Raw genomic sequence first — 19,811 nt, forward strand, 5'->3', positions numbered from 1 at the left:
CACATAGACGAGCGGCGGGTTCTTCAATCTATCAACCGCTCGGTCGCCCAATCCCATGGCTCGCCGGCTCACAAACTCAGCGGATCACGGTAATTTCCGGCAGTTTCTCATCCGCCGTCAGTCTGACAAGTTCGGCTATTTCCTTGAACATAGGTGCATGAACGGACCGCTTGCGCCAGGTCAGCCCGATCTGCCTGAAAAGGTTCGGTGCATTCAGGTTCAACACGGCGATCTCGCTGCGGCCGCTGATTTCGGAACGCACATAAAGGGCCGGCAGGAATGCCAGTCCTACCCCCATGCCAGCCATCAGGCGCAGCGTATCCAGGCTGGTTCCCTCATAATCACGCAGCAGCGTCGCACCGAAATCCTCACAGAGCCGGCTGACCTGATCGTGCAGGTGGTGCCCCCGCTCCAACGCCAGGACGTTCTGGCCTGACAGATCCGAGCGCAACACCGTGTCCTTTGAAGCCAGAGGATGGTCGGGCGCAGCAACGACCCTGAGCGGCTCGCGGAATAGGCGATCCATTTCCAGATCGGCCTGGACGATCGGCAATGGCGAGATAACCAGATCGAAACCGCCCGACTGCAACTGGCTCTGTAGCTCCGAGGGTTTGCCTTCGCTCACATAGAGCCTCAGACTGGGATATTTCGCGTGCAGATCCGGGATCATGTGGGGCAACAGATAAGGCCCGAGTGTCGGCGGCACACCGAGACGAATCGTGCCGTCAAAACCGTGGTGCGAGGAGGCAGCAAGATCGACAATATCCTGGACATCCGACAGAACGCGGCGTGCACGTTCGGCGATCTCCCTGCCAAGGGGCGTCAACATCACCCGAGAGGATCCGCGCTCGACGAGCGGAGCATCCAGCTTCTTCTCCAGTTCCTGTATCTGCGCACTGAGTGTCGGCTGCGTGACATACATACGCTCGGCTGCCCGCCGGAAGTGCAGCTCTTCAGAAAGTGCGACGAGATATCTGAGCTGGCGAAGCGTAGTCATCGTGTCTGTTTGGTCCTGTGGATCGGAGTACCGGGCTGCAGCGGCGGATTGTGGCGTCTGCTGCGCATATATTTGAGTGCGGATCCGCACCGTCGCCAGCGCAAAACCCTATGATAGAGAAAAACTATCAGGAATTACATAATTTACAATTTGGCTCTTAGGGCATTTGGGTCAATAACGCGCCGCCGATCATTCTCCCGGAGCCGAACCATGATCTCAAATACCTGTCCGCCCAGTCAGGGCATAAATGACGCCGTCCCCGAACCCGTATGCGCACTGCCGTGCACAGTTCACGGCATGACCTGGGGGCTTTGACATGGAAACGCTCTTCTCCCCCGTCATACTGTTTTTCGTGCTGGGCGCGCTTGCAGCGTTTGCCCGGTCCGATCTCGCATTTCCCGAACCGATGTCGAAGGCGCTGTCGCTCTACCTGATGTGCGCCATCGGATTGAAGGGCGGCATCCTCGTCGCAGGCAATGGATTCACCATCGACCTGCTGCTTGCCGCCACGGCAGGCCTGGTGCTCAGTTGTCTCATACCCGTCGGCGCCTTCGCGGTGCTTCGCTCGTTCGGCCGCCTTGATTCCACCAATGCCGCCGCAGTCGCGGCGCATTACGGCTCCGTCAGTGTCGTCACCTTCATAGCCGGCAACCAGATTCTGACCGACAGCGGCATGCCGCCAGCAGGCTACATGATTGCGGTGCTGGCGCTCATGGAGACACCTGCTATCATCGTCGGACTGTTTCTGGCCCGAGGTGGAAACGGCATGAAAATGCAGTCCGGACAGGAACTTATGCGCGAGACGCTGCTGAACGGGTCGGTGGTCCTTTTGACCGGCAGCTTCATCATCGGCCTCGTCATCGGCAAGGAGGGTTTCGAACCCATCGCTCCGGTTTTCGAAACCGGCTTCAACGGTCTCCTGTGCCTGTTCCTTCTCGATATGGGACTGATTGCGGCGCGCAGAATCAGCCATGCGCGCAGCCTGACGGCCCGCCTTGTCCTGCTTGCCATCATATTCCCCATCGTCAACGGAACCATCGGCTGTATCGTCGGCGCCATGATCGGCCTCGACGTGGGCACAACCACCGCGCTCGCGATCCTTGCCGCCAGTGCCTCATACATCGCGGTGCCTGCGGCAATGCGGCTTGCCCTGCCAAAAGCGGATGCCGGCCTTTATCTTTCGCTGTCGCTCGCCGTGACGTTTCCGTTTAACATCACGATCGGCATTCCACTTTACACGCAGCTCGCAAAACTGATGGTCTGATTATGGTAACGAAATCTCCCCGTAAAAAAATTGAGATCCTCGTCGATACCCCTCTCCTGCGGCGCTTGCGCGAAGTGGCCGAGGGTGTGGAGGCTGACGGATATACGGTCCAACGCACGCAAGGTGGGGAAGGCTCGCGCGGACGATGGTTTGATGATCAGGTCACCGGTGGCGCAGGAAGCAAGGTCGTCTTTACGACGATCCTTGACGATGCAACCACGGACCATCTGCTTCAGGCTTTGGAGCCGCTGATCGACGAATACGGCCTTCTGGTGACGGTGAGCGATGTGGATCTGGTCCGCGCCCAAAAAGATCAGGCCGGATAGTCGGCTATCGCTGCGGGATCAGCAATAGAGGCTTTCGATTGGTCCGCGCATCAGTTTCGATTGGAATTCCGCCGTCGCCGACATCACCTCATGGTTTCATTCGTAGATGCGAGGAAACCGGAGACCCGATGCCATGACCATCAACCAACTTCTCGGCCAGTTTCTGGGCGGTGGCCAGTCCGGCGAAAAAGCCGACACGTCAGCAAGCCCGGTCGCACAGCTTCTCAACCCGGCAGGGCTTGGCGGCGGCTTGGCAGCCGGCGGCCTCATCGGGCTGCTTGCCGGAAACAAGAAGATGCGCAAGAAAGCCGCAAAATATGCCGGCGGAGCCGCCGCGATCGGCGGTGGCGCAGCTCTGGCGGCGATCACCTTCCGGGCCTTCAGCAACTGGCAGGATAAAACGCGTTCGTCGCAGGCCGGCGCACCCGCGCCAGCAGCACCGATTGCGGACAAACGTTCGCTGTCCCAATTCGATCCGGAAACGTCGACGGGAGCGGACGGCACGCCGTTCCAGTTCGCGCTGGTCAAAGCCATCATTACCGCCGCAAACGCGGACGGCCATATCGACGCGGATGAACGCAAGACGATCAAGGATGCCATTGCAACAATGCAGCTCGATGAGCAGTCAAATATGCTGATCTTCGATACGTTGAGCGAACCGCCGGACGTGGACACCATTGCCGGCTATGCAAACGGGCTGGGACAGGCCAGCGAGATTTATCTCGTTTCGAGAATGGTACTGGATACCGACAATCCAGACGATCTGAGTTATCTGCAGGCGCTTGTCAAAGCACTGGCGCTGCCGCGCGACCTTGTCCTGCATCTTGAAGAGCAGTTGTCGCGCCCGGCCCACGAGGCAGCCTGATCCGGTCGAGCGCATTCCGACATCGAATCGCCTTTGATAGGAATGGCGCTCATGGCGACCGGCTCCGGCCGGTCGCCTACTTTTTTGACCGCAACAAACCCGTCTTGACAGAATCGTAAATGCCCCGTCTTAATGGCAGGCGTGAAACCCGGGGAGCTCCGACAAGGAGCTGAGAGGCCGATAGCGCGTCAGCGCAGCGCGGCGACCCGTAGAACCTGATCCAGTTAACGCTGGCGTAGGGATGGTACAGCCGCATAGGCCGTTTCAGGCCGAATGTGTTCTTTCGTATCCCATTGCCGTGCCGAAACTTGGATCCCCAACCACGGGAGATTCAAATGAACGCCGAAACACCCAATATCACACACGGGCCGCTGCCCGCCTCGCGCAAGATCTATTCCGCCGGTACGTTACATGAGCAAATCCGCGTTCCGCTCCGCGAGATCGCACTGCACCCGACCGCTGGCGAGCCCCCGGTCAGAGTCTATGACAGTTCAGGTCCCTACACGGACGGCAACATCGAAACTGACATCGGCGCCGGGCTGCCGCGCCTTCGCGAGACATGGATCAAGGCGCGCGCGGATGTTGAAAGCTATCATGGACGGAACACGAAGCCGGAAGACAATGGCTTTGTTTCCGGCGACCGGCTGACACCGGAATTTCCCGTCCGCCACTCCCCCTTGCGGGCCGTTGACGGACGTGCCGTCACCCAACTTGCCTATGCGCGCGCCGGCGTCATCACACCGGAAATGGAGTTCATCGCAATAAGGGAGAACCTTGGCCGCGACGAATTGCGGCGCGGGATCGCGCGGGATGGCAACAGCCACGGCGCCGCCATACCCGACCATGTCACACCGGAATTCGTGCGCAACGAGGTGGCCCGGGGCCGCGCCATCATACCGGCCAACATCAATCACCCGGAAAGCGAACCGATGATCATCGGTCGCAATTTCCTGGTCAAGATCAACGCCAATATCGGCAACTCAGCCGTCACCTCGTCGATGGCCGACGAGGTCGACAAGATGGTTTGGGCGATACGCTGGGGCGCTGACACGGTCATGGATCTGTCCACCGGCCGCAACATCCACAACATACGCGAATGGATTATCCGCAATTCGCCTGTCCCGATCGGGAGCGTTCCAATCTATCAGGCCCTGGAGAAGGTCAATGGCATAGCCGAGGACCTGAACTGGGAGGTATTTCGCGACACGCTGATCGAACAGGCGGAACAGGGGGTGGATTACTTCACCATCCACGCGGGCGTGCGCCTGCACTACGTCCCGCTGACTGCGGAGCGCACCACGGGCATTGTCTCCCGCGGCGGCTCGATCATGGCCAAATGGTGCCTGCATCACCACCAGGAAAGCTTCCTCTACGAACACTTCGAGGACATCTGCGACATCTGCCGTGCCTATGACGTCTCGTTTTCGCTTGGCGACGGGCTGCGTCCAGGCTCGATCGCAGATGCCAATGATGCGGCACAGTTTGCCGAATTGGAGACATTGGGTGAACTGACCCGTATTGCCTGGGACAAGGACTGCCAGGTGATGATCGAGGGTCCGGGCCACGTCCCGATGCATAAGATCAAGGCCAATATGGACAAGCAATTGGAGACCTGCGGAGAAGCACCGTTCTATACACTCGGGCCGCTGACGACGGATATCGCCCCCGGCTATGACCACATCACGTCCGGTATCGGGGCCGCGATGATCGGATGGTTCGGCACGGCAATGCTTTGTTATGTGACGCCGAAGGAACATCTCGGCCTGCCGGACCGCGACGACGTGAAGACCGGCGTCATCACATACAAGATCGCCGCGCACGCCGCCGATCTTGCCAAGGGGCATCCCGCCGCGCAGGTACGGGACGATGCACTGTCGCGCGCACGGTTCGAATTCCGCTGGGAAGATCAGTTCAACCTGGCGCTCGACCCGGAAACGGCACGTGATTTTCACGACCAGACCCTGCCGAAAGAGGCGCACAAGGTGGCGCATTTCTGTTCGATGTGCGGTCCCAAATTCTGCTCCATGCGCATTTCTCACGACATCCGCAGCGAAGCGCAGAAGGAGGGCATGGCCGCGATGGCCGCCAAGTATCGAGACGGCGGCGACCTCTACATGAAGCGCGACGAAGCCGCCGAAACGTAGACTTCGCGCACGTCGGCCCAACTTGCGGACGCAGGGCGGTTCAACTAGATTTCGAGCCGTCCTGCACCCGTTCTTCCGGGCGGGATTTTGAGGGGAGTACGAGATGACACCGCACAATGAAGCCGAGAAAGGCGACTACGCCGAGGTGATCCTTTTGCCGGGCGATCCGCTGCGTGCCAAATGGATTGCCGAAAACTTCCTGGAAGGCCCGCGCCAGGTCAATGGCGTGCGCAACTGCCTGGGCTTTACCGGGAAATGGCAAGGCGTTCCGGTCAGCGTTCAGGCAACCGGCATGGGGCAACCTTCGACCGGCATCTATGTCCACGAACTCCTTGACGTTTACGGTGCGAAGACATTGATCAGGGTGGGCACCTGCGGAGGTCTTTCAACGCGCGTAAAGGTGCGGGATATTGTCCTTGGAGCGGCCGTGTCCACCGATAGCGCGATGTATAAGCCCACCTTTGCCCCATTCACCTACGCCCCCTTTGCTGATTTTGAACTGCTGAGAGCGGCAGATGAATACGCAACGGGTCAAATGCTGGAATCCCATGTCGGCGGCCTTCTGTCTTCCGACATGTTTTATGGCGGCGATCCGAAAAAGGTCTTTGAAACGGTTGCCGCGCACAATGTGCTGGCGGTGGAGATGGAGGCCTACACGATCTACACGCTGGCGGCGCGCTTCAAGGCGCGCGCCCTTGCGATATGCACCGTGTCGGACTGCCTCGTGACTGGTGAGGAAATAACTCCGGAGGACCGTCAATCAACGCTCGATTCCATGGTTGAAATGGCGTTGACCGTCGGAACGCGCTAGTCCGACCGAACTGCAACCGGTTCTACCCGACTTGCGTCAGGCCGCGCGCTCTTGTCCGGCGGCGGGCTCCACGACCCTTCTGTAAAGGTGCCAGGTCGCGTGGCCGAGAATTGGCATTACGATCGCAAGGCCGATGAGAAACAGTATCGAGGCGATCAAAAGGGCAACCGCCACGATCAGCCCCCACAGAATCATCGGCAAGGGATTGGCGGCAACCGCACGCATCGACGTCTCAACCGCCACGTGCGCTCCGATATTGCGGTCCAGAAGCAGTGGAAAGGCAACCACGCTGATACACAAGGCGATCACCGCGAAGACGAAGCCGGCAGCATTTCCGACAAGGATCAGCGCCCATCCCTGGGGCGTCGTCAGCACATCACCCAAAAAGGCAGCCGCGGACGCCGGGGCCGTCGCCCCGAAGATACTCTGATAGATGGCCTGCGCGGCATACATCCAAACGACGAACAGGACCACCAGCATGCCGCCGACAGCCAGAATGGATCGCAGCGAGGGCGCACGCAGCACCTCAAACGCATGACGCCATGATGCGTCCATGTCCAACTCACGCCGCCGGCTTATCTCATAGAGCCCGATGGCCGCAAACGGCCCCAGAAGGGCAAAACCCGCCATCATCGGATAGACGAGTTGCAGGGCATTACCCCCGGATGCCCAGGTCAAAATGACGATACCGACGACGGGATAAATCAGGCACATAAAAACGTAATGCGACGGCTTTTGCCTGAAATCCTCCAGGCCAAGCCAAAGCGCATCGATGACATCGGCATAGCTGATCTTGCGAATTTGCGGATGGTCTATCGTAGTGTCCGCATCCGTAAGCGTCTGCGCATTTCCCATAACCATTCCTCCTCGATCGGATTCCGGATGGTTGCGGCGCGGCGTCACAGTCAGGCGCAAAGGGCGGTCACGCGCGGCAACCGGCTTGCTATTCAATATATCGGCCTGTGCCCGATTGTCGCATCACGATGTCGGGAAGCGCGCCCCGGAACTCCTGACAGAAAGTTGTCAGGAGCCTTATGATTTACTCCGCTGCATCATCTATGGAGTGCTTTGCAATGGCCGAACCGATCAAAAACCTCTTTAACGCCGACCTGATCATGACGATGGGCAAACACCTGGCCAAGCGGCATGCGGGCTTTAACGCCGAGCGCTTTGCGGACCAGGCCGTAAACGGCCTTGAAGAGCTGGAATTCAAGCAGCGCTCGGCGCACATTCTTGCAGCGTTGGAGGATTGTCTTCCCGATGATTTCAGGCAGGCTTGCACCATCCTGACCAGCGCACTTCACCCGCAAGACGATGTTGATCTGTCAGAACTGGGAATGGATGATCAAGGCATACGCGGCTGGGCAATCATGCCGATGTGCGACTATGTCGCCAGCGCCGGACTTCACGACTTTGATTACAGTATGGATGTCCTGCGCGAGATGACCAAACGGATGAGTGCGGAGTTTGCAGTCAGACCCTTCCTGGCAAGCGAGCCTGAGCGGGCGCTCGGCCATATACGGAACTGGTCGGAGGACAGCAACTACCATGTCCGGCGGCTGGCCAGCGAAGGCATCCGCCCGCGCCTGCCATGGGGCATGCGGCTCAATGCCTTCGTGAAAGACCCCTCGCCGCTCCTGCCTATTCTTGAAACGCTGAAAGATGATCCGTCGGACTATGTGCGCCGGTCCGTTGCCAATAATCTCAATGACATCTCCAAGGACCACCCGGATCTTGTTGCCGCTACTGCCCGCTCGTGGCTGAAAGACCGGCCATCCGCGAACCGCAAGAGACTGGTCAGACATGCATGCCGGAGCCTGATCAAGGCGGGTCACCGGCCAACACTGAAGGCGCTTGGTTACCGCCCTCCCGCCCTGTCGCTTGAACGCTTCACGCTTGATCGTGATATCGTCCAGTTCGGCGATGCGATCGGGTTTTCGGCAGACATTCGCGCCACGGCGAAAAAACCGCAGGACGTGATCATCGACTATGTCGTGCATCATCAAAAGGCGAACGGAACCACATCCCCCAAGGTGTTCAAGTGGAAATCCGTGCGGTTCACACCCCAGGAGACTGTGAGGCTGGAAAGGAGCCATGCCTTTCGCCCCATCACCACACGGGCCTATTATGGCGGTACACATGCCATTGAAATTCAGGCCAATGGCCAAAGCCTCGGCCGGCGGGAATTCACCTTGAAGATGTGAGCCCACCCGGCACGCCGGCATCGACCGGAAGTGTCGAACGTCTTGCCAGAGTCTTGCAGAAAATAAACTCGGCTTTCGCCGGGATCGTGGACGTACCTTCATAGATAATCCGAGAGCAATCGATCGAAATTCAACAAGGTTCAAAATGAGCGCGACAACAGTCCAAATCGGGCTTCGGCCCGGACAGCAAGGCTTTGCGCGCCCCGCCGGCGCCTGCCCGGGTGTCGAACATGCCATGCCGTTGCGTAAAGCCGCTGATTCTAGCCAAAAGTCGTAGGTTGCGGCGCTGGAAATCGCCACAATCAATCACCAGTTTCTGGTCTTCGGGACATGCCTGCCAAACCGCCGCCTCGCGGCCTGAAAACGTGCAAGGAGTGACTCGATGAGACGTTCGCCCGCCACTTCAAAACCTGTCCGTCTTTCCAACAGGGAAAGAGGCCGCTGGCTGCGCCAAAGGCACAGGCTGTTAAACGCCCTTGGCAAGCTTGATCTGCCACCGGACAGGGTTCAGGCGGAGATGCTCGAACGGCATTTCCTGCGGCCGGTTTTGAAGCTGTCCCGGCGGCGGGCCGGCCGCGAAGCATACCCCACTGCCCTTCAATGGCACGCCAAGGCGGCACGGCAGTGCCTTGATCGCCTCGCCCAGGACGATGCCGCAACGGTTGCGATGGAGTTTGAGAACCTGAAGGCAAATCTGCACGCCTGCATCACGATGATCGATGCGACCCTCGAACAGTCTGGACCAACCGCAATGGACGAGTTCGTGCGCAAGATCCTTGGCGCCACACCGCAACTCGCACCCGTTTCGCTGCCCAGATAAACCGCAAGGCTGGGCAGCAGGATGCCGGCGGCAGATCTGTTCGCGCCAGGTCTGCCACCGGCTCCACACTTTTTCCACACAGCGAAAAGCTTCGCCCGCAGAAAGGGACACACCATGACGACCGCGGAAACAGTTGACTATATCGAGCAGGAGCTCATCGAGATTCAAAAAGAGATCAACTCCAAGCAATCCCGGCGCAAGTCACGCCTGCGCTTTAACGACTTGAAGCGGCTGGACGAACTGCGCGCGCGCAAGAACCGGCTCTGGATACGGTTGCAGGAGGCCCTGTCCGGCTCCAGCTGACTGTCATACTCAGCCTGGTTCCCTACGGTTTTTTCCGGGTGCCGAAACGCCGCCGGCAAGGGTTGTCTCCAGATCAATGAGTTTTTGCTTGCGCCACAAACCGCCGCCATAGCCGGTCAGCGAGCCATCGGAACCAAGAACCCTGTGACATGGTATCACGAGGGCGATCTGGTTCGCACCGTTGGCCCTGGCAACCGCACGCACAGCCGAAGGTTTGCCGATCAGTCGGGCAATATCGCTATAAGTTCGCGTCTCACCGGGCGCTATGGTCAACAGCTCTTGCCATACGCGGCGGGTAAATGGGCTGCCATGCATTGTCAGCGGTGTTTCGAACACGGCGCTACGCCCGGCAAAATAGTCGTCCAGTTCCAGCTTGATTGCTTCGGTCGGTTTGTGCCGGCCTATTCCGATGCCGCCCCTCACCTTTTTTTGCAGCCTGCGCAACTCGGTCGGCAGAGCTTTACGGTCGGCAAACTCGAGTAGGTGCAGCGTATGGGGATCGCTGACGGCGATCATTGGACCAAGAGGGGTGTCGAACCAGTCGGCAAGCAGCAACTCCTCGCCGCTGAACCGGGACGGCGACCGCCCCAGCAAGCGCGCAAAGGCGCTACGAAACCCGCTGGCGGATTCAAAGCCCGCATCCTGCTGAGCATCGATCACACGCCCGCCGGACGATAGCGTGACAAAACCGTCCCTCAATCTTCCAAGGCGCGCCATTTCAAGAAACGTCATGTCAAAGTGACGCTTGAATGCACGGCGGACCGTCGAAGGGTCGTAACCCATGGCGATGATATCACCTTCGCTCCAGCGTCTGAGGGGGTCGGCCTCCAGCGCCGCCAACAGGTCAGCGATCATCGCATCGGCTTCAGCTGCCGGTTTCAAGGGCGAACAACGCTTGCAGGGCCGGTAGCCGGCTTCGATACAGGCGGCGACGGTTTGAAAAAACTGGCAGTTCTCGCGTTTCGGATTACGGGCCGGACAGGTCAGCCGGCAAAAAATTCCGGTTGATGAGACGCCGACAAAGACGCGCCCGTCATAGGACGCATCTCTCGAGACAAGCGCCTGGTAAAGCACATCATTGTCGGGCAGTTTGAACAACATGCCGAAGAATTACCATGGAGACAAAAACAAGTCCGCCGATTTTCGGGCGTTTATGTTGAAATTTCCACTTGCGCCACCTGCCGGCAAAGCCTATTGAAATCTGGCCTTTTGGCAGGTCGGAGCGTAGCGCAGCCCGGTAGCGCACTTGACTGGGGGTCAAGGGGTCGTGGGTTCGAATCCCGCCGCTCCGACCATTTCTTTAAAAACTTCCTGTTCCAACATCCCGTTTACAAACCCCACACAGTGCTGTGCACCCGTTTGGGGCGACCGGGCAACAGCTTGCGCTGTTGAACAACCCTTTTGCATTTTCCACTGGAAAACAAACTCGGCTCAGTCCTGCACCAACGATTCCCAGCACTCATTCGATCCTGCTTAACGAATGAAACTTCTTACTTAATCTGAATTACACATCGAATAATATCTATTTTCGTAGATCAAATTGAAGTATTTGACTCACATTCGGTTTTATTAATAGTATTCGCCAGCAACAAAATGACATTTGAGGCAAACTGATGAAAAGAACCTATGAAAAGCCAAAGATTCGTACGTGTGGCAGTCTCGATAAGCTAGCCGCCAAGATCATCGCTTCAGGTGTGCCGGTTCGCGGTGGCGGAGACCTGGAAATCATACCCCGTCCAGAATCTTAATTCACTCGCGCAACCTAGTGCCGGGCCGGACAGGTCAGAGTGTGTGACGGCTGCTGCTCGGCATCAGCCGTCAGCGTCATCAGTGATCGTTGCAACAAATCATTGACCTGACCCGCGGCTTCATAAGCATTGCACCGATAAGCCTCGTAGCCCGAAGAGATCCGAAGAATTTTTTCTGCGAACTCCCTGTCGCTCTCCGCGTGTTCCGCATTGCCTTGCGCTAACAGGCCCTGCAAGGCAATGCCCTTACTGTGAACGATGGGCTTGCCGGCCAAAACCCCATCCACAACAAGACCTGAGCCGGTGTGGCGATAAGACCGCGTGCTGTGCGGAAGAAGCATCATGTCCAATCCGCCAATCATTTTGCGGTATTCCTCCGGAGGCAGGCCACAGGGCAGGTATTTAATCGTCACGCCGTGTTCGCGCCGGGCCGCCAGCCAGGATTGCAGTTCGCTTACCAGCCGGCGTGTCTGTCTGCCGGGCACTGTCTGACACACAAAGTAAAATTTGTGCTTGATGTCGTTTTGCGTGATCAGGGTGCGCAAATGGCTCATGATCGACGGGATGCGATAGCTGCCTTTTTCTTCCGCCTGGCGTCCGGGAATGCCGACAGTGAATATGTTTCGGGAACCGGAACTGCTGTTGCCGGAAATCCGACCGGTCTCACCACCCGGCCGAATGGGGCCGGCAATCAAGAGGCTTGCCTTGACCGGAACCAGAAAATCACGCTCGACATGGGCGGCAAGCTCAGCACTGGAAGTAAAAACCTCCAGTTTTCCAGCATTGCACAACCGCCGAAGGCTGATCACCGTTTCTGAAGCAAGCGGCGCCAAAGTCTCTTGCGACAGAAGGCGTAGCTTGAATGTCGGCAGATCGGCCGGACATCCGTTTTCCAGGAAACGGGTGATGGCAGTCACATCGATCGCCTCGGGGGACGGTACAAACACGACATCCGACGGATCCGCATCGATCTTCCGCAGGGTCGTTTTGAGAACGTCCATATAGCCTCTCACGTGGGCGGCAATTTTTTCGCCGGTCTTGCGCGGCACATTGCCTGCCAACAACTTGGAGAGTTGTTCGTCCAGTACGGGCAATGAAGCCCAATGACCTGCATATCCCGCTGGTGCCGGCACGGACACATCGCATTGTGTGAGAAGATGCAGATCGACATCAGACAGAGTCTCACCGATCGTCTCGACTTGCGCCTGTTCGTAGCCGTGCATGCGGCCCAGTCGAGGTTCAATCACAAGGAGTCGTCGTTTCTGCATCGGTGTAGTAGTATTCACCCACCGCGTATAATTCAACTATGCATTATGTATATTTTTTCAATAATATTTTATTTTTTAATGGGTTCTGTTTGTGTAATTACACTATCCCTCCCCTAAATCAGAAAGATCAACAACCGACAGCGCCCACCGACGCCCCTTGCCGCGCGCCATTGCCTGATTGATCCACACCATGGCGAAGGGTTCAAGCAGGCGCGCCTTGTCAAGCGAACCGGCGTCGAGCGGATCAAAGCCGAGGCCTTCAAGCAAGCCCGCGACCGTCTCCTTCGCCTCAGTATCGTCTGAAGCCAAAAACATTGCAGGGCGCGCCGGCATGGATCCGGCATACCGCATGACGTCCGCGCCAACCTGATTCAGGGTCTTGACGATGCGTGCACCTGGCAGCCATGCAGCAACCGTCTCAGCGCCGGAGGTCGACCATCCGCGGTCGAGCCGCAAGGCACCGTCGGCAAATTCCAGCGGGTTCATGCAGTCAATGATGATTTTGCCGGACAGATCGCCGAGTGTAGCGAGGGCCTCCTTTGCCGCCGTCCACGGAAGAGCAAGAACGACTACATGCGCGTGCTCCGCTGCCTCGGCCGCTGGGAGGGCTTTTGCGCCGGTTTGGTCCTTCAGGTCACGGAGTTCCTGGGTTTGAAGGTGTCGCGAACCCAGAATGATCTCGTGATGGGTTGACGCCCAGCCGTGGGCGAGCGCGCTTCCGACGGAGCCTGTCCCGATAATTGCGATGCGCATTCTTGCCTCCTTCTTGCCTTGCGGTCCGTCACGGAATACGAAACATAAGAATGCAAAACAAACGAATATGATTCATGTCTGAATTCGATGCTGATAAAATCAGACGGCTGGACATGTCGGTGCTGCTGGTCTTCCTGGCGCTGGTTCGTCACCGCAAGGCGCTGGCGGTCGCCGAAGAACTGGGTCTGACGCCCTCATCCATCAGTCACGCCCAGAAGCGGCTGAGGGATATCCTCGGCGATCCATTGTTTATTCGACGACCCCATGGCCTTGAGCCAACAGCTTTTGCGCTGGAACTGGAACCCCGCATCAGGGATATCGTCACCCGGCTTCAGGAAGTTGTCAGCAGCCCGCGCCCCTTTGACCCTAAGTCAGCGACAGGTACCGTGCGTATCAGTGCGTTCGACGGCGAGATCGCGGCCCACATTCCGAAGCTGCTTGCTCAGATGGAGAATTCGGCACCGGCGCTAAAGCTCATCGTCAGACCATTTGGCCGAAAAGACGCTCTCAGAGCGCTTGAACATGATGAAACGGATCTTGCACTCGGCTTCTTCTGGGACTTGCCTGCCCGCTTTATGGCAACATCACTCTACGAGGAAGGCTACCGCGTTGTCATGCGGCGTAATCATCCATTGGCGAACGAAGACGTCCTCGGGCCCGAAGCTTTTGCATCGACCGGGCATGCCGTGGTTTCACCTGCCGGCGATCTTCGCGGCATTGTCGATGACAGTCTGGATCAGATGGGTTTGAGGCGGATGGTCCGAGTGGCGCTGCCGCACTTCCTGCCGGCCCTTGCAACCGTATCGCAAAGCGACCTTATTGCAACGCTGCCGTCAAGAATTGTCGAAGATTACGCGGATACATTCGGCCTTTACCACTGTCGTCCGCCCGTCGAGTTACGGTCCTTTCCGGTCAGCCTTGTCCGCCACGTCAAAAACCAGCGCAACGCCATGCACAACTGGGTTGCCGACGCGCTGGTCGGCATTGCCCGTGCCGAACAGCGGTCAGCGGTCAACTAGTCCAGATCGACAAACAACGCCACGTCTTTGGCTTCTGCCGGAATCGAACCGGAATTGACGTTGACGGTGAATGTCATGCCCTCCCCGTTGAGCGTTGCCGTCAGCAGTTCGACGACCAGAGGCTCCTCGGTTTCAAGACCTGCAACGGCAATTGCCGCATTGGGTGGATCGGACTTAAACGACCCCTCCCCGCTGTCGCTCCACATCTCGACGAACACGTCGTGCGGGACATGCCCGGCTTCGCGGACAGGCCGGTCGGAAAAATAAAATGTCGACGGTGCGAGGTTCGTCAGCGACAGGGTTCCGTCCTTGAACTCAAGCGCTCCTGCCTGCTGCACGTAAAGATAGGACGGAACAATACCGACTTCGCGCGGCGGAACCTTGTCGCCTTTCAGCGCATCACCGGTCTGGCGAACGCCTTTCTCGATTGCTTCGCCGGTCTTGTCGACACCCTTGCCGATGGCTTCACCGGTTTCCTGGAGCGCCTTTCCGATGCCTTTGACGATCTGGGCCTGTGCCACCTGGCCTGTCGGCGCGCCTGCCAGCACCACAAGCAGCATCAGGCAGAGCGGAAACAATAATCGATTGGTCATAAGACATCCCCCACAAGGTTACAGAAACACTCGCCCGCCGGTCGTCGATGTAATCACACATGACGCCCGGACAAAACACCAGAAACCGGCGGACCGCGTGATATTTTTGCCATATCACCGGCAAATGACAGCACATTGGCAAGCCAGAACGCAAAACGTCACATTTCAAACACAAATACCCATTTGGCAAATGGTTGAGAGGCGCGCGCAGTATCATTGCCCGCCAGTTGCATGAGTTAAAACCAGATCAAAGACATGAAATTAACCACACTCGGCATTTTTGCCGCCGCCATTTTCCTTGCCGGTTGCTCGGCTACCGATGCAAGCGGAGAAAAGCAGAAGGCCTATCAGATCGGCGCTCACAAGAGCGGCACCGTCCGCTTTGAAAAGCTCTCCGGTTATAACAGCGCGCAGACGCGGATCGCCAACAAGATTACCGCCCGTTTTGCAGCAGCCGGCTATGGCGAACCCCAGCAGATCGCCGCCGTCTCCGTCGCCATTCGCGAGTCTACGCTCAATCCGAAGGCTCATAACCGCGGCTGCAATTGCTACGGTCTGTTCCAGATGAACAAGAGCGCCGGGCTCGGCCGCGGCCACTCCGTCTCCAATCTGACCAAGGCCGACTACAATATCTCGCTCATTCTCGAAGAAGCCGAACGGTTCCCGAGTTTCGGTGCGGCAAAAACGGTGGACCAGGCGATCAACGCCTTTGTGCGCAATGTGACCCGGCCGGCCAACAAACCAGGTGTCGTAAAGGCCACAATCCGCACCGCGCGCAAAGTGGAAAAGTCGGCGGACTGACCCGCTGACGAAACGGCGAGGCATTAAGCACGTTCACAAATTGACCTGTGAGCGAACCAATTAAGGCAAGACACGCCGCAAAAAAATGCAGTAGGTTGCAGGCACGTTATCCTGTCGTTTTCTAAACGCTTCGGAAGACACCATGCTTCGCATTCTTGTCGATTTTCTATCCGGAATCATTCGCGTTCTGGCGGTTGTATGCATTGCCGGAGGTGCCATCGCCGGCTACCTCCAGGCCCCGTCAATGGATGTGGAGCCATGGGCCGGCGCGTTGATCGGATTTGCTGCGGGATTTCTCGTCGCGTCCGTGGGTGGCGGCCTGCTGGCCTGTTTCATCCTGATAGAAAACCATCTGCGCGTTCTTGCAGACGGTACAATCGAGAAACGGAAAAACCCGGAGCCGGAAGAACAAGAAAAGTCCGAAGAACAGGCAGCGATGGAACGGGCCGAGCGCATCGCAAGCTATGCGCGCCAATACCGCTCGCAGATCCCTCAGCCGCAATCGGCAACGTCAGCGGAAGGTACGGCGGAGGCAGCCGCCAGCGAAAAGACCGCAGAGCAGAAAACAAGCTAGACCGCGTCAGTTTTCGACCAAATCGGCCTCGTCACGACGTCAGCCCCGGCAACCAAAGCACAATGGACGGAAACGCCACCAGAACGGCGATAGTCATCGCATCGGCCACAAAGAACGGCGAAGCGCCACGAAACACGTCCTGCACCGATATGTCGGACCGCACGCCTGCCACAACGAAACAGTTGAGCCCGATAGGCGGCGTTATCAGACAGAGCTCGGCCATTTTGACCACAAGAATGCCGAACCAGATGGCGCAGCCGGTGCCCGAGACGCCGAAGGCACTGTCGACGGCGCTGACATCCGGCCCGCCATTGAGCGCAATGACGGCCGGATAGACGACGGGCAGCGTCAGAAGCAGCATGCCGATTGCATCCATAAACATGCCAAGCACAGCATAGGCGAGCAGGATCAAAACGAGCGTCAGCATCGGGCTTTGCTCGAGCGAGGTGATCCAATCGGAAAAAGCACCGGGCAGATCGGCAAATCCCAGGAAACGCACGTAAACCAGCACACCCCAGATGATGGTGAAGATCATCACGGCGAGTTTTGCCGTCTCAAGCAGGGAATCGCGAAATTGCGGCCAGCGCATACCCTTGTAGACGGCCATGCAAAAGACAACGAACGCACCCAGAGCACCGCCTTCCGTAGGCGTTCCCCACGCATCGCCGCCAAAAGGGTTGTAGATAAAGCAGATGATGATGACGACAACAAAGATGATCGGCGATGCCGCCGGCAGCGAACGAAAACGCTCGCCCCAGGAGAAACCGCGAACCGGTGGGCCGAACTCCTTGAACGTAACGGCCATCAACACGACAAGCCCGCCATAGATCAGAGCCGAAACCGCACCGGGTACGAACCCGGCAAGCAACAGCATGCCGACATCCTGCTCGACGATGATGGCGTAGATCACCAGGATTGCGGAAGGCGGGATCAGGGACGCAAGTGTGCCCCCGGCGGCCACAACGCCTGCGGCAAAGCGGCGGTCATATCCCAGCTTAAGCATCTCGGGAATCGCAATTCGGGCGAAAACCGCGCTCGTTGCGACGGACGCACCCGAAACGGCGGCGAAGCCAGCCGTTGCAAAAACGGTCGCAACGCCGAGGCCACCCGGCAGCCAGCCGACCCAGCGCTTGGCCGCTTCAAACAGGGCGCGCGTGAGACCGGCATAATAGGCCAGATAGCCTATCAGGATGAAGGTCGGGATCAGAGACAGCGCCTGCGACGACACTTTCGAATGAGGCACCTGCCCGGCCGTCTTGACCGCTACCGTCAGCGCCCATGTGAAGGCCGACGGGTCGTAACCCTTCTTGGCCCAGAAGATCCATATGAGACCGGTGAGACCCGCAAGCGCGGCGGCGAAGGCCACCCGCATGCCGAGGATCACCATGACCAGCATGAAACCGGAAACAATGAGGCCGATATCGATGGGTTCCATCAGGCACGCTCCCCATTGTCAAAACCGGAGACGGTTTTTGCCTCATTGGCTGCCTGGGTCGCGGCGTCCTCAATCAGGGGCACGGCAACAGGTGTTTTCGTTCCGCTAAGGATTGCCCGCCCATATCCCCAAAGCTGCAGGCTCAGTCGCAAGGAAAGGACGGAAAACGCGATGGGCGCCAGCAGCTTGCCGGGCCAGAGCGGTATGCCGATATCCATTGAACTGTCGCGACTCCACATCGGCGCGGAAAAGTCGAAAGAGCGGTCGAAATGGGCATAGGTGCCCCATACCAGGAGGAGCATCAGCACCAACATGGCCAGCGTGGAAATGAACTCGGCCAGCCACAAGACACGGCCGGACATCAGGCCGATGACGATATCCATGCGGATATGCCCGCCGAGACGCTGCGCATAGGAAACCGCGATGAATGCGATCAACGGCATCGCCTGCTCGATCCAATCGACGTATCCCGGCAATGGCTGATTGATGAAATTGCGCCCGCCGACACTAATAACGGCCAGCAGCATGAGGGAAAAGACGGCAAGCCCTCCAATGAGCGCCAATTGCCGTTCCAGCCAGAACAGTTTGCGATCGAGACGGCTCAGAACGCTGCCGTCTTCAAGAACCGATGATGCTCCCGCCATCATCCCCTCCCAATATCGAACCGCCCGCAACTCTCTTGAGATGCGGGCGGCAAGTGCACAATCAGTTTTCGGAGATCGTCTTGACCGTCAGGTCATAGAGTTCCTGCGCAGGCAGGCCGCGCTTGGCATTATCCTCGATCCAGGCCTGTGCGGCCGGACCAGCCACCGCATCACGGAAAGCATCCAGTTCCGACTGGTCATAGGTGACGGATTCGATGCCCTTTTCGCTCAGCACCGGTCCCCAGGCATCCATCGTCTTGCCGTTGTAGTTGTCGACATAATGCTTCAGGGCCTCATCCACAGAGCCGAGCAGTGCTTCGCGATGTTCTTCTGACAATGCCTCGAGGGCATCGGTATTGACCACAACAGGGCAGTTGACGGTGCCTGGGTTGAGATTGGTCGTCCACCAGTTTGCCGTCTCTACGGTCCCGAAAGACATATGCGCATGCGGCGCAAAAGCGACAGCTTTGACAACACCTGAATCAAGCGCCTGGCGCACTTCCGATGCCGACATGGACGTCGGCACGGCGCCAACGGAGGCCATGGCCTTGCCGATACCGCCGGTGGCGCGCACTGTCAGACCCTCAAAATCCTTCAAGGTCTTTGGCGGTTCGCCGACACCGGCAATATTGTATTGCGGCAGCGGCGACGGCATCAGCAGGGTTGCGTTCCAGCGCGCAAGATCGCCCTTGGTGGCCGGGTGCTGGTAGATGGCCATGGAAACGGCGATTTCCTTTTCAAGGGAATCGACGCCCAGGAAAGGAAGCTCAAGCACCGTGATGGACGGGTTCTTGTCGGCATGATAGCCGGCGCAGAACTGGGCCATCTCGAACGCTCCGATCGAGATTCCGTCAAGGTTCTCGCGGTTCTTGGAAAGGCCGCCATAGGAAAGGTTCAGGGTAAACTCACCATTGGTCTTTTCAGAGACGAGCTCAGCGAGTTTTTCCACGTGCTCGGTAAAGGCGCGTTTTTTGCCCCACAGCGAAACGTTCCATTCGGCAGCAAAGGCTTGACCTGCAAACACCGCCGTGATGGCGGTCATGGTGGCAAGCGTCAGCGTTTTGCGAATCATATTATCCTCCCGTAAGTTCTCACGCCGTATTTCCGGCGATGGTCAATTGTCGCACAGACACGCGCCCCGTTTCTTCGAGTTTATCCGCAGACCGTCCGATGCTCGGCCTGCGGATTTCCGCAAAGCCGGTTGTGGGACAGCCCGATGCTTGACTTGTCCCCGGCCTCTGC

At 58.2% G+C, this 19,811-nt stretch carries 20 protein-coding genes, 1 tRNA gene and 1 riboswitch; of the genes, 12 read left to right on the forward strand and 9 right to left on the reverse strand.

Annotated elements, in window-relative coordinates:
- Positions 1 to 76: 76 nt before the first annotated feature.
- Positions 77 to 997 (reverse strand): hydrogen peroxide-inducible genes activator, encoded by a 921-nt coding sequence (locus OQ273_RS10495; RefSeq protein ID WP_267990449.1) that lies wholly within the window; start codon positions 995 to 997, stop codon positions 77 to 79.
- Positions 998 to 1,313: 316 nt separating this feature from the next.
- Between OQ273_RS10495 and OQ273_RS10500 the strand changes: the two genes are divergently transcribed.
- The 5 genes from OQ273_RS10500 to deoD all read left to right on the forward strand — a co-directional run bounded on the left by OQ273_RS10500 (position 1,314) and on the right by deoD (position 6,407).
- Positions 1,314 to 2,261, forward strand: coding sequence for a sodium-dependent bicarbonate transport family permease (locus OQ273_RS10500; protein ID WP_267990450.1), 948 nt, complete (start codon positions 1,314 to 1,316; stop codon positions 2,259 to 2,261).
- A 2-nt stretch (positions 2,262 to 2,263) separates the two neighbouring features.
- Positions 2,264 to 2,587: a P-II family nitrogen regulator gene (locus OQ273_RS10505; RefSeq protein ID WP_267990451.1), complete on the forward strand. Its 324-nt coding sequence runs from the start codon at positions 2,264 to 2,266 to the stop codon at positions 2,585 to 2,587.
- A gap of 133 nt (positions 2,588 to 2,720) precedes the next feature.
- Entirely contained in the window at positions 2,721 to 3,452 is a 732-nt protein-coding gene (locus OQ273_RS10510) for a tellurite resistance TerB family protein (protein ID WP_267990452.1), read from the forward strand.
- Positions 3,453 to 3,591: 139 nt separating this feature from the next.
- Positions 3,592 to 3,712, forward strand: a riboswitch (TPP riboswitch).
- Positions 3,713 to 3,787: 75 nt separating this feature from the next.
- Complete coding sequence (thiC, locus tag OQ273_RS10515) at positions 3,788 to 5,596, forward strand: phosphomethylpyrimidine synthase ThiC (protein WP_267990453.1); 1,809 nt, start codon at positions 3,788 to 3,790, stop codon at positions 5,594 to 5,596.
- A 103-nt stretch (positions 5,597 to 5,699) separates the two neighbouring features.
- Positions 5,700 to 6,407 carry a purine-nucleoside phosphorylase gene (gene deoD / locus OQ273_RS10520; protein WP_267990454.1) on the forward strand — a complete coding sequence of 236 codons (708 nt, stop codon included), beginning with the start codon at positions 5,700 to 5,702 and terminating at the stop codon, positions 6,405 to 6,407.
- A 36-nt stretch (positions 6,408 to 6,443) separates the two neighbouring features.
- Here deoD and OQ273_RS10525 read toward each other — a convergent pair whose 3' ends face one another.
- A complete protein-coding gene (locus tag OQ273_RS10525; protein WP_267990456.1) occupies positions 6,444 to 7,262 on the reverse strand; it encodes a DUF2189 domain-containing protein in 819 nt (272 codons plus the stop codon).
- Between the two features lie 218 nt (positions 7,263 to 7,480).
- Between OQ273_RS10525 and OQ273_RS10530 the strand changes: the two genes are divergently transcribed.
- From OQ273_RS10530 to OQ273_RS10540, 3 genes are all read left to right on the forward strand, one after another.
- On the forward strand, positions 7,481 to 8,611 hold the full coding sequence (locus OQ273_RS10530; protein ID WP_267990457.1) for a DNA alkylation repair protein: 1,131 nt from the start codon (positions 7,481 to 7,483) through the stop codon (positions 8,609 to 8,611).
- A gap of 382 nt (positions 8,612 to 8,993) precedes the next feature.
- Complete coding sequence (locus OQ273_RS10535; protein ID WP_267990458.1) at positions 8,994 to 9,431, forward strand: hypothetical protein; 438 nt, start codon at positions 8,994 to 8,996, stop codon at positions 9,429 to 9,431.
- A gap of 114 nt (positions 9,432 to 9,545) precedes the next feature.
- Positions 9,546 to 9,734 carry a hypothetical protein gene (locus OQ273_RS10540; protein ID WP_267990459.1) on the forward strand — a complete coding sequence of 63 codons (189 nt, stop codon included), beginning with the start codon at positions 9,546 to 9,548 and terminating at the stop codon, positions 9,732 to 9,734.
- Positions 9,735 to 9,743: 9 nt separating this feature from the next.
- Here the strand turns inward: OQ273_RS10540 and OQ273_RS10545 are convergent, their stop codons facing one another.
- Positions 9,744 to 10,835: a bifunctional transcriptional activator/DNA repair enzyme AdaA gene (locus tag OQ273_RS10545; RefSeq protein WP_267990460.1), complete on the reverse strand. Its 1,092-nt coding sequence runs from the start codon at positions 10,833 to 10,835 to the stop codon at positions 9,744 to 9,746.
- A gap of 117 nt (positions 10,836 to 10,952) precedes the next feature.
- On the opposite strand from OQ273_RS10545, the gene OQ273_RS10550 reads away from it, so the two are divergent.
- A tRNA-Pro gene (locus OQ273_RS10550) sits at positions 10,953 to 11,029 on the forward strand.
- 467 nt (positions 11,030 to 11,496) lie between these two features.
- Here OQ273_RS10550 and OQ273_RS10555 read toward each other — a convergent pair.
- Positions 11,497 to 12,750: a hypothetical protein gene (locus OQ273_RS10555; protein WP_267990462.1), complete on the reverse strand. Its 1,254-nt coding sequence runs from the start codon at positions 12,748 to 12,750 to the stop codon at positions 11,497 to 11,499.
- Between the two features lie 102 nt (positions 12,751 to 12,852).
- The gene (locus tag OQ273_RS10560; RefSeq protein WP_333781703.1) at positions 12,853 to 13,575 is read right to left on the reverse strand and encodes an NADPH-dependent F420 reductase; all 723 of its coding nucleotides are present in this window, start codon (positions 13,573 to 13,575) and stop codon (positions 12,853 to 12,855) included.
- Between the two features lie 2 nt (positions 13,576 to 13,577).
- On the opposite strand from OQ273_RS10560, the gene OQ273_RS10565 reads away from it, so the two are divergent.
- Positions 13,578 to 14,522, forward strand: coding sequence for a LysR family transcriptional regulator (locus tag OQ273_RS10565; RefSeq protein ID WP_267990464.1), 945 nt, complete (start codon positions 13,578 to 13,580; stop codon positions 14,520 to 14,522).
- Here the strand turns inward: OQ273_RS10565 and OQ273_RS10570 are convergent.
- Entirely contained in the window at positions 14,519 to 15,115 is a 597-nt protein-coding gene (locus tag OQ273_RS10570; RefSeq protein ID WP_267990466.1) for a hypothetical protein, read from the reverse strand. The genes OQ273_RS10565 and OQ273_RS10570 overlap by 4 nt on opposite strands.
- A 255-nt stretch (positions 15,116 to 15,370) precedes the next feature.
- Here OQ273_RS10570 and OQ273_RS10575 point away from each other — a divergent pair, with 255 nt between their 5' ends.
- Both OQ273_RS10575 and OQ273_RS10580 read left to right on the forward strand, forming a co-directional pair.
- A complete protein-coding gene (locus OQ273_RS10575) occupies positions 15,371 to 15,916 on the forward strand; it encodes a phage tail tip lysozyme (protein WP_267990468.1) in 546 nt (181 codons plus the stop codon).
- A 142-nt stretch (positions 15,917 to 16,058) separates the two neighbouring features.
- Complete coding sequence (locus OQ273_RS10580; RefSeq protein WP_267990469.1) at positions 16,059 to 16,490, forward strand: hypothetical protein; 432 nt, start codon at positions 16,059 to 16,061, stop codon at positions 16,488 to 16,490.
- Positions 16,491 to 16,521: 31 nt separating this feature from the next.
- Here OQ273_RS10580 and OQ273_RS10585 read toward each other — a convergent pair whose 3' ends face one another.
- From OQ273_RS10585 to OQ273_RS10595, 3 genes are all read right to left on the reverse strand, one after another.
- Positions 16,522 to 17,925, reverse strand: coding sequence for a TRAP transporter large permease (locus OQ273_RS10585; RefSeq protein ID WP_267990470.1), 1,404 nt, complete (start codon positions 17,923 to 17,925; stop codon positions 16,522 to 16,524).
- Positions 17,925 to 18,569, reverse strand: a complete 645-nt coding sequence (locus OQ273_RS10590; RefSeq protein ID WP_267990471.1) for a TRAP transporter small permease subunit — start codon at positions 18,567 to 18,569, stop codon at positions 17,925 to 17,927. Before OQ273_RS10590 ends, OQ273_RS10585 begins: the two co-directional genes overlap by 1 nt.
- A gap of 61 nt (positions 18,570 to 18,630) precedes the next feature.
- On the reverse strand, positions 18,631 to 19,641 hold the full coding sequence (locus tag OQ273_RS10595; RefSeq protein ID WP_267990472.1) for a C4-dicarboxylate TRAP transporter substrate-binding protein: 1,011 nt from the start codon (positions 19,639 to 19,641) through the stop codon (positions 18,631 to 18,633).
- Positions 19,642 to 19,811 lie beyond the last annotated feature (170 nt).

Origin of the sequence: Hoeflea prorocentri (genome assembly GCF_027944115.1) — a bacterium.
In the GTDB taxonomy this organism is placed as follows: Bacteria; Pseudomonadota; Alphaproteobacteria; order Rhizobiales; family Rhizobiaceae; genus Hoeflea_A; species Hoeflea_A prorocentri.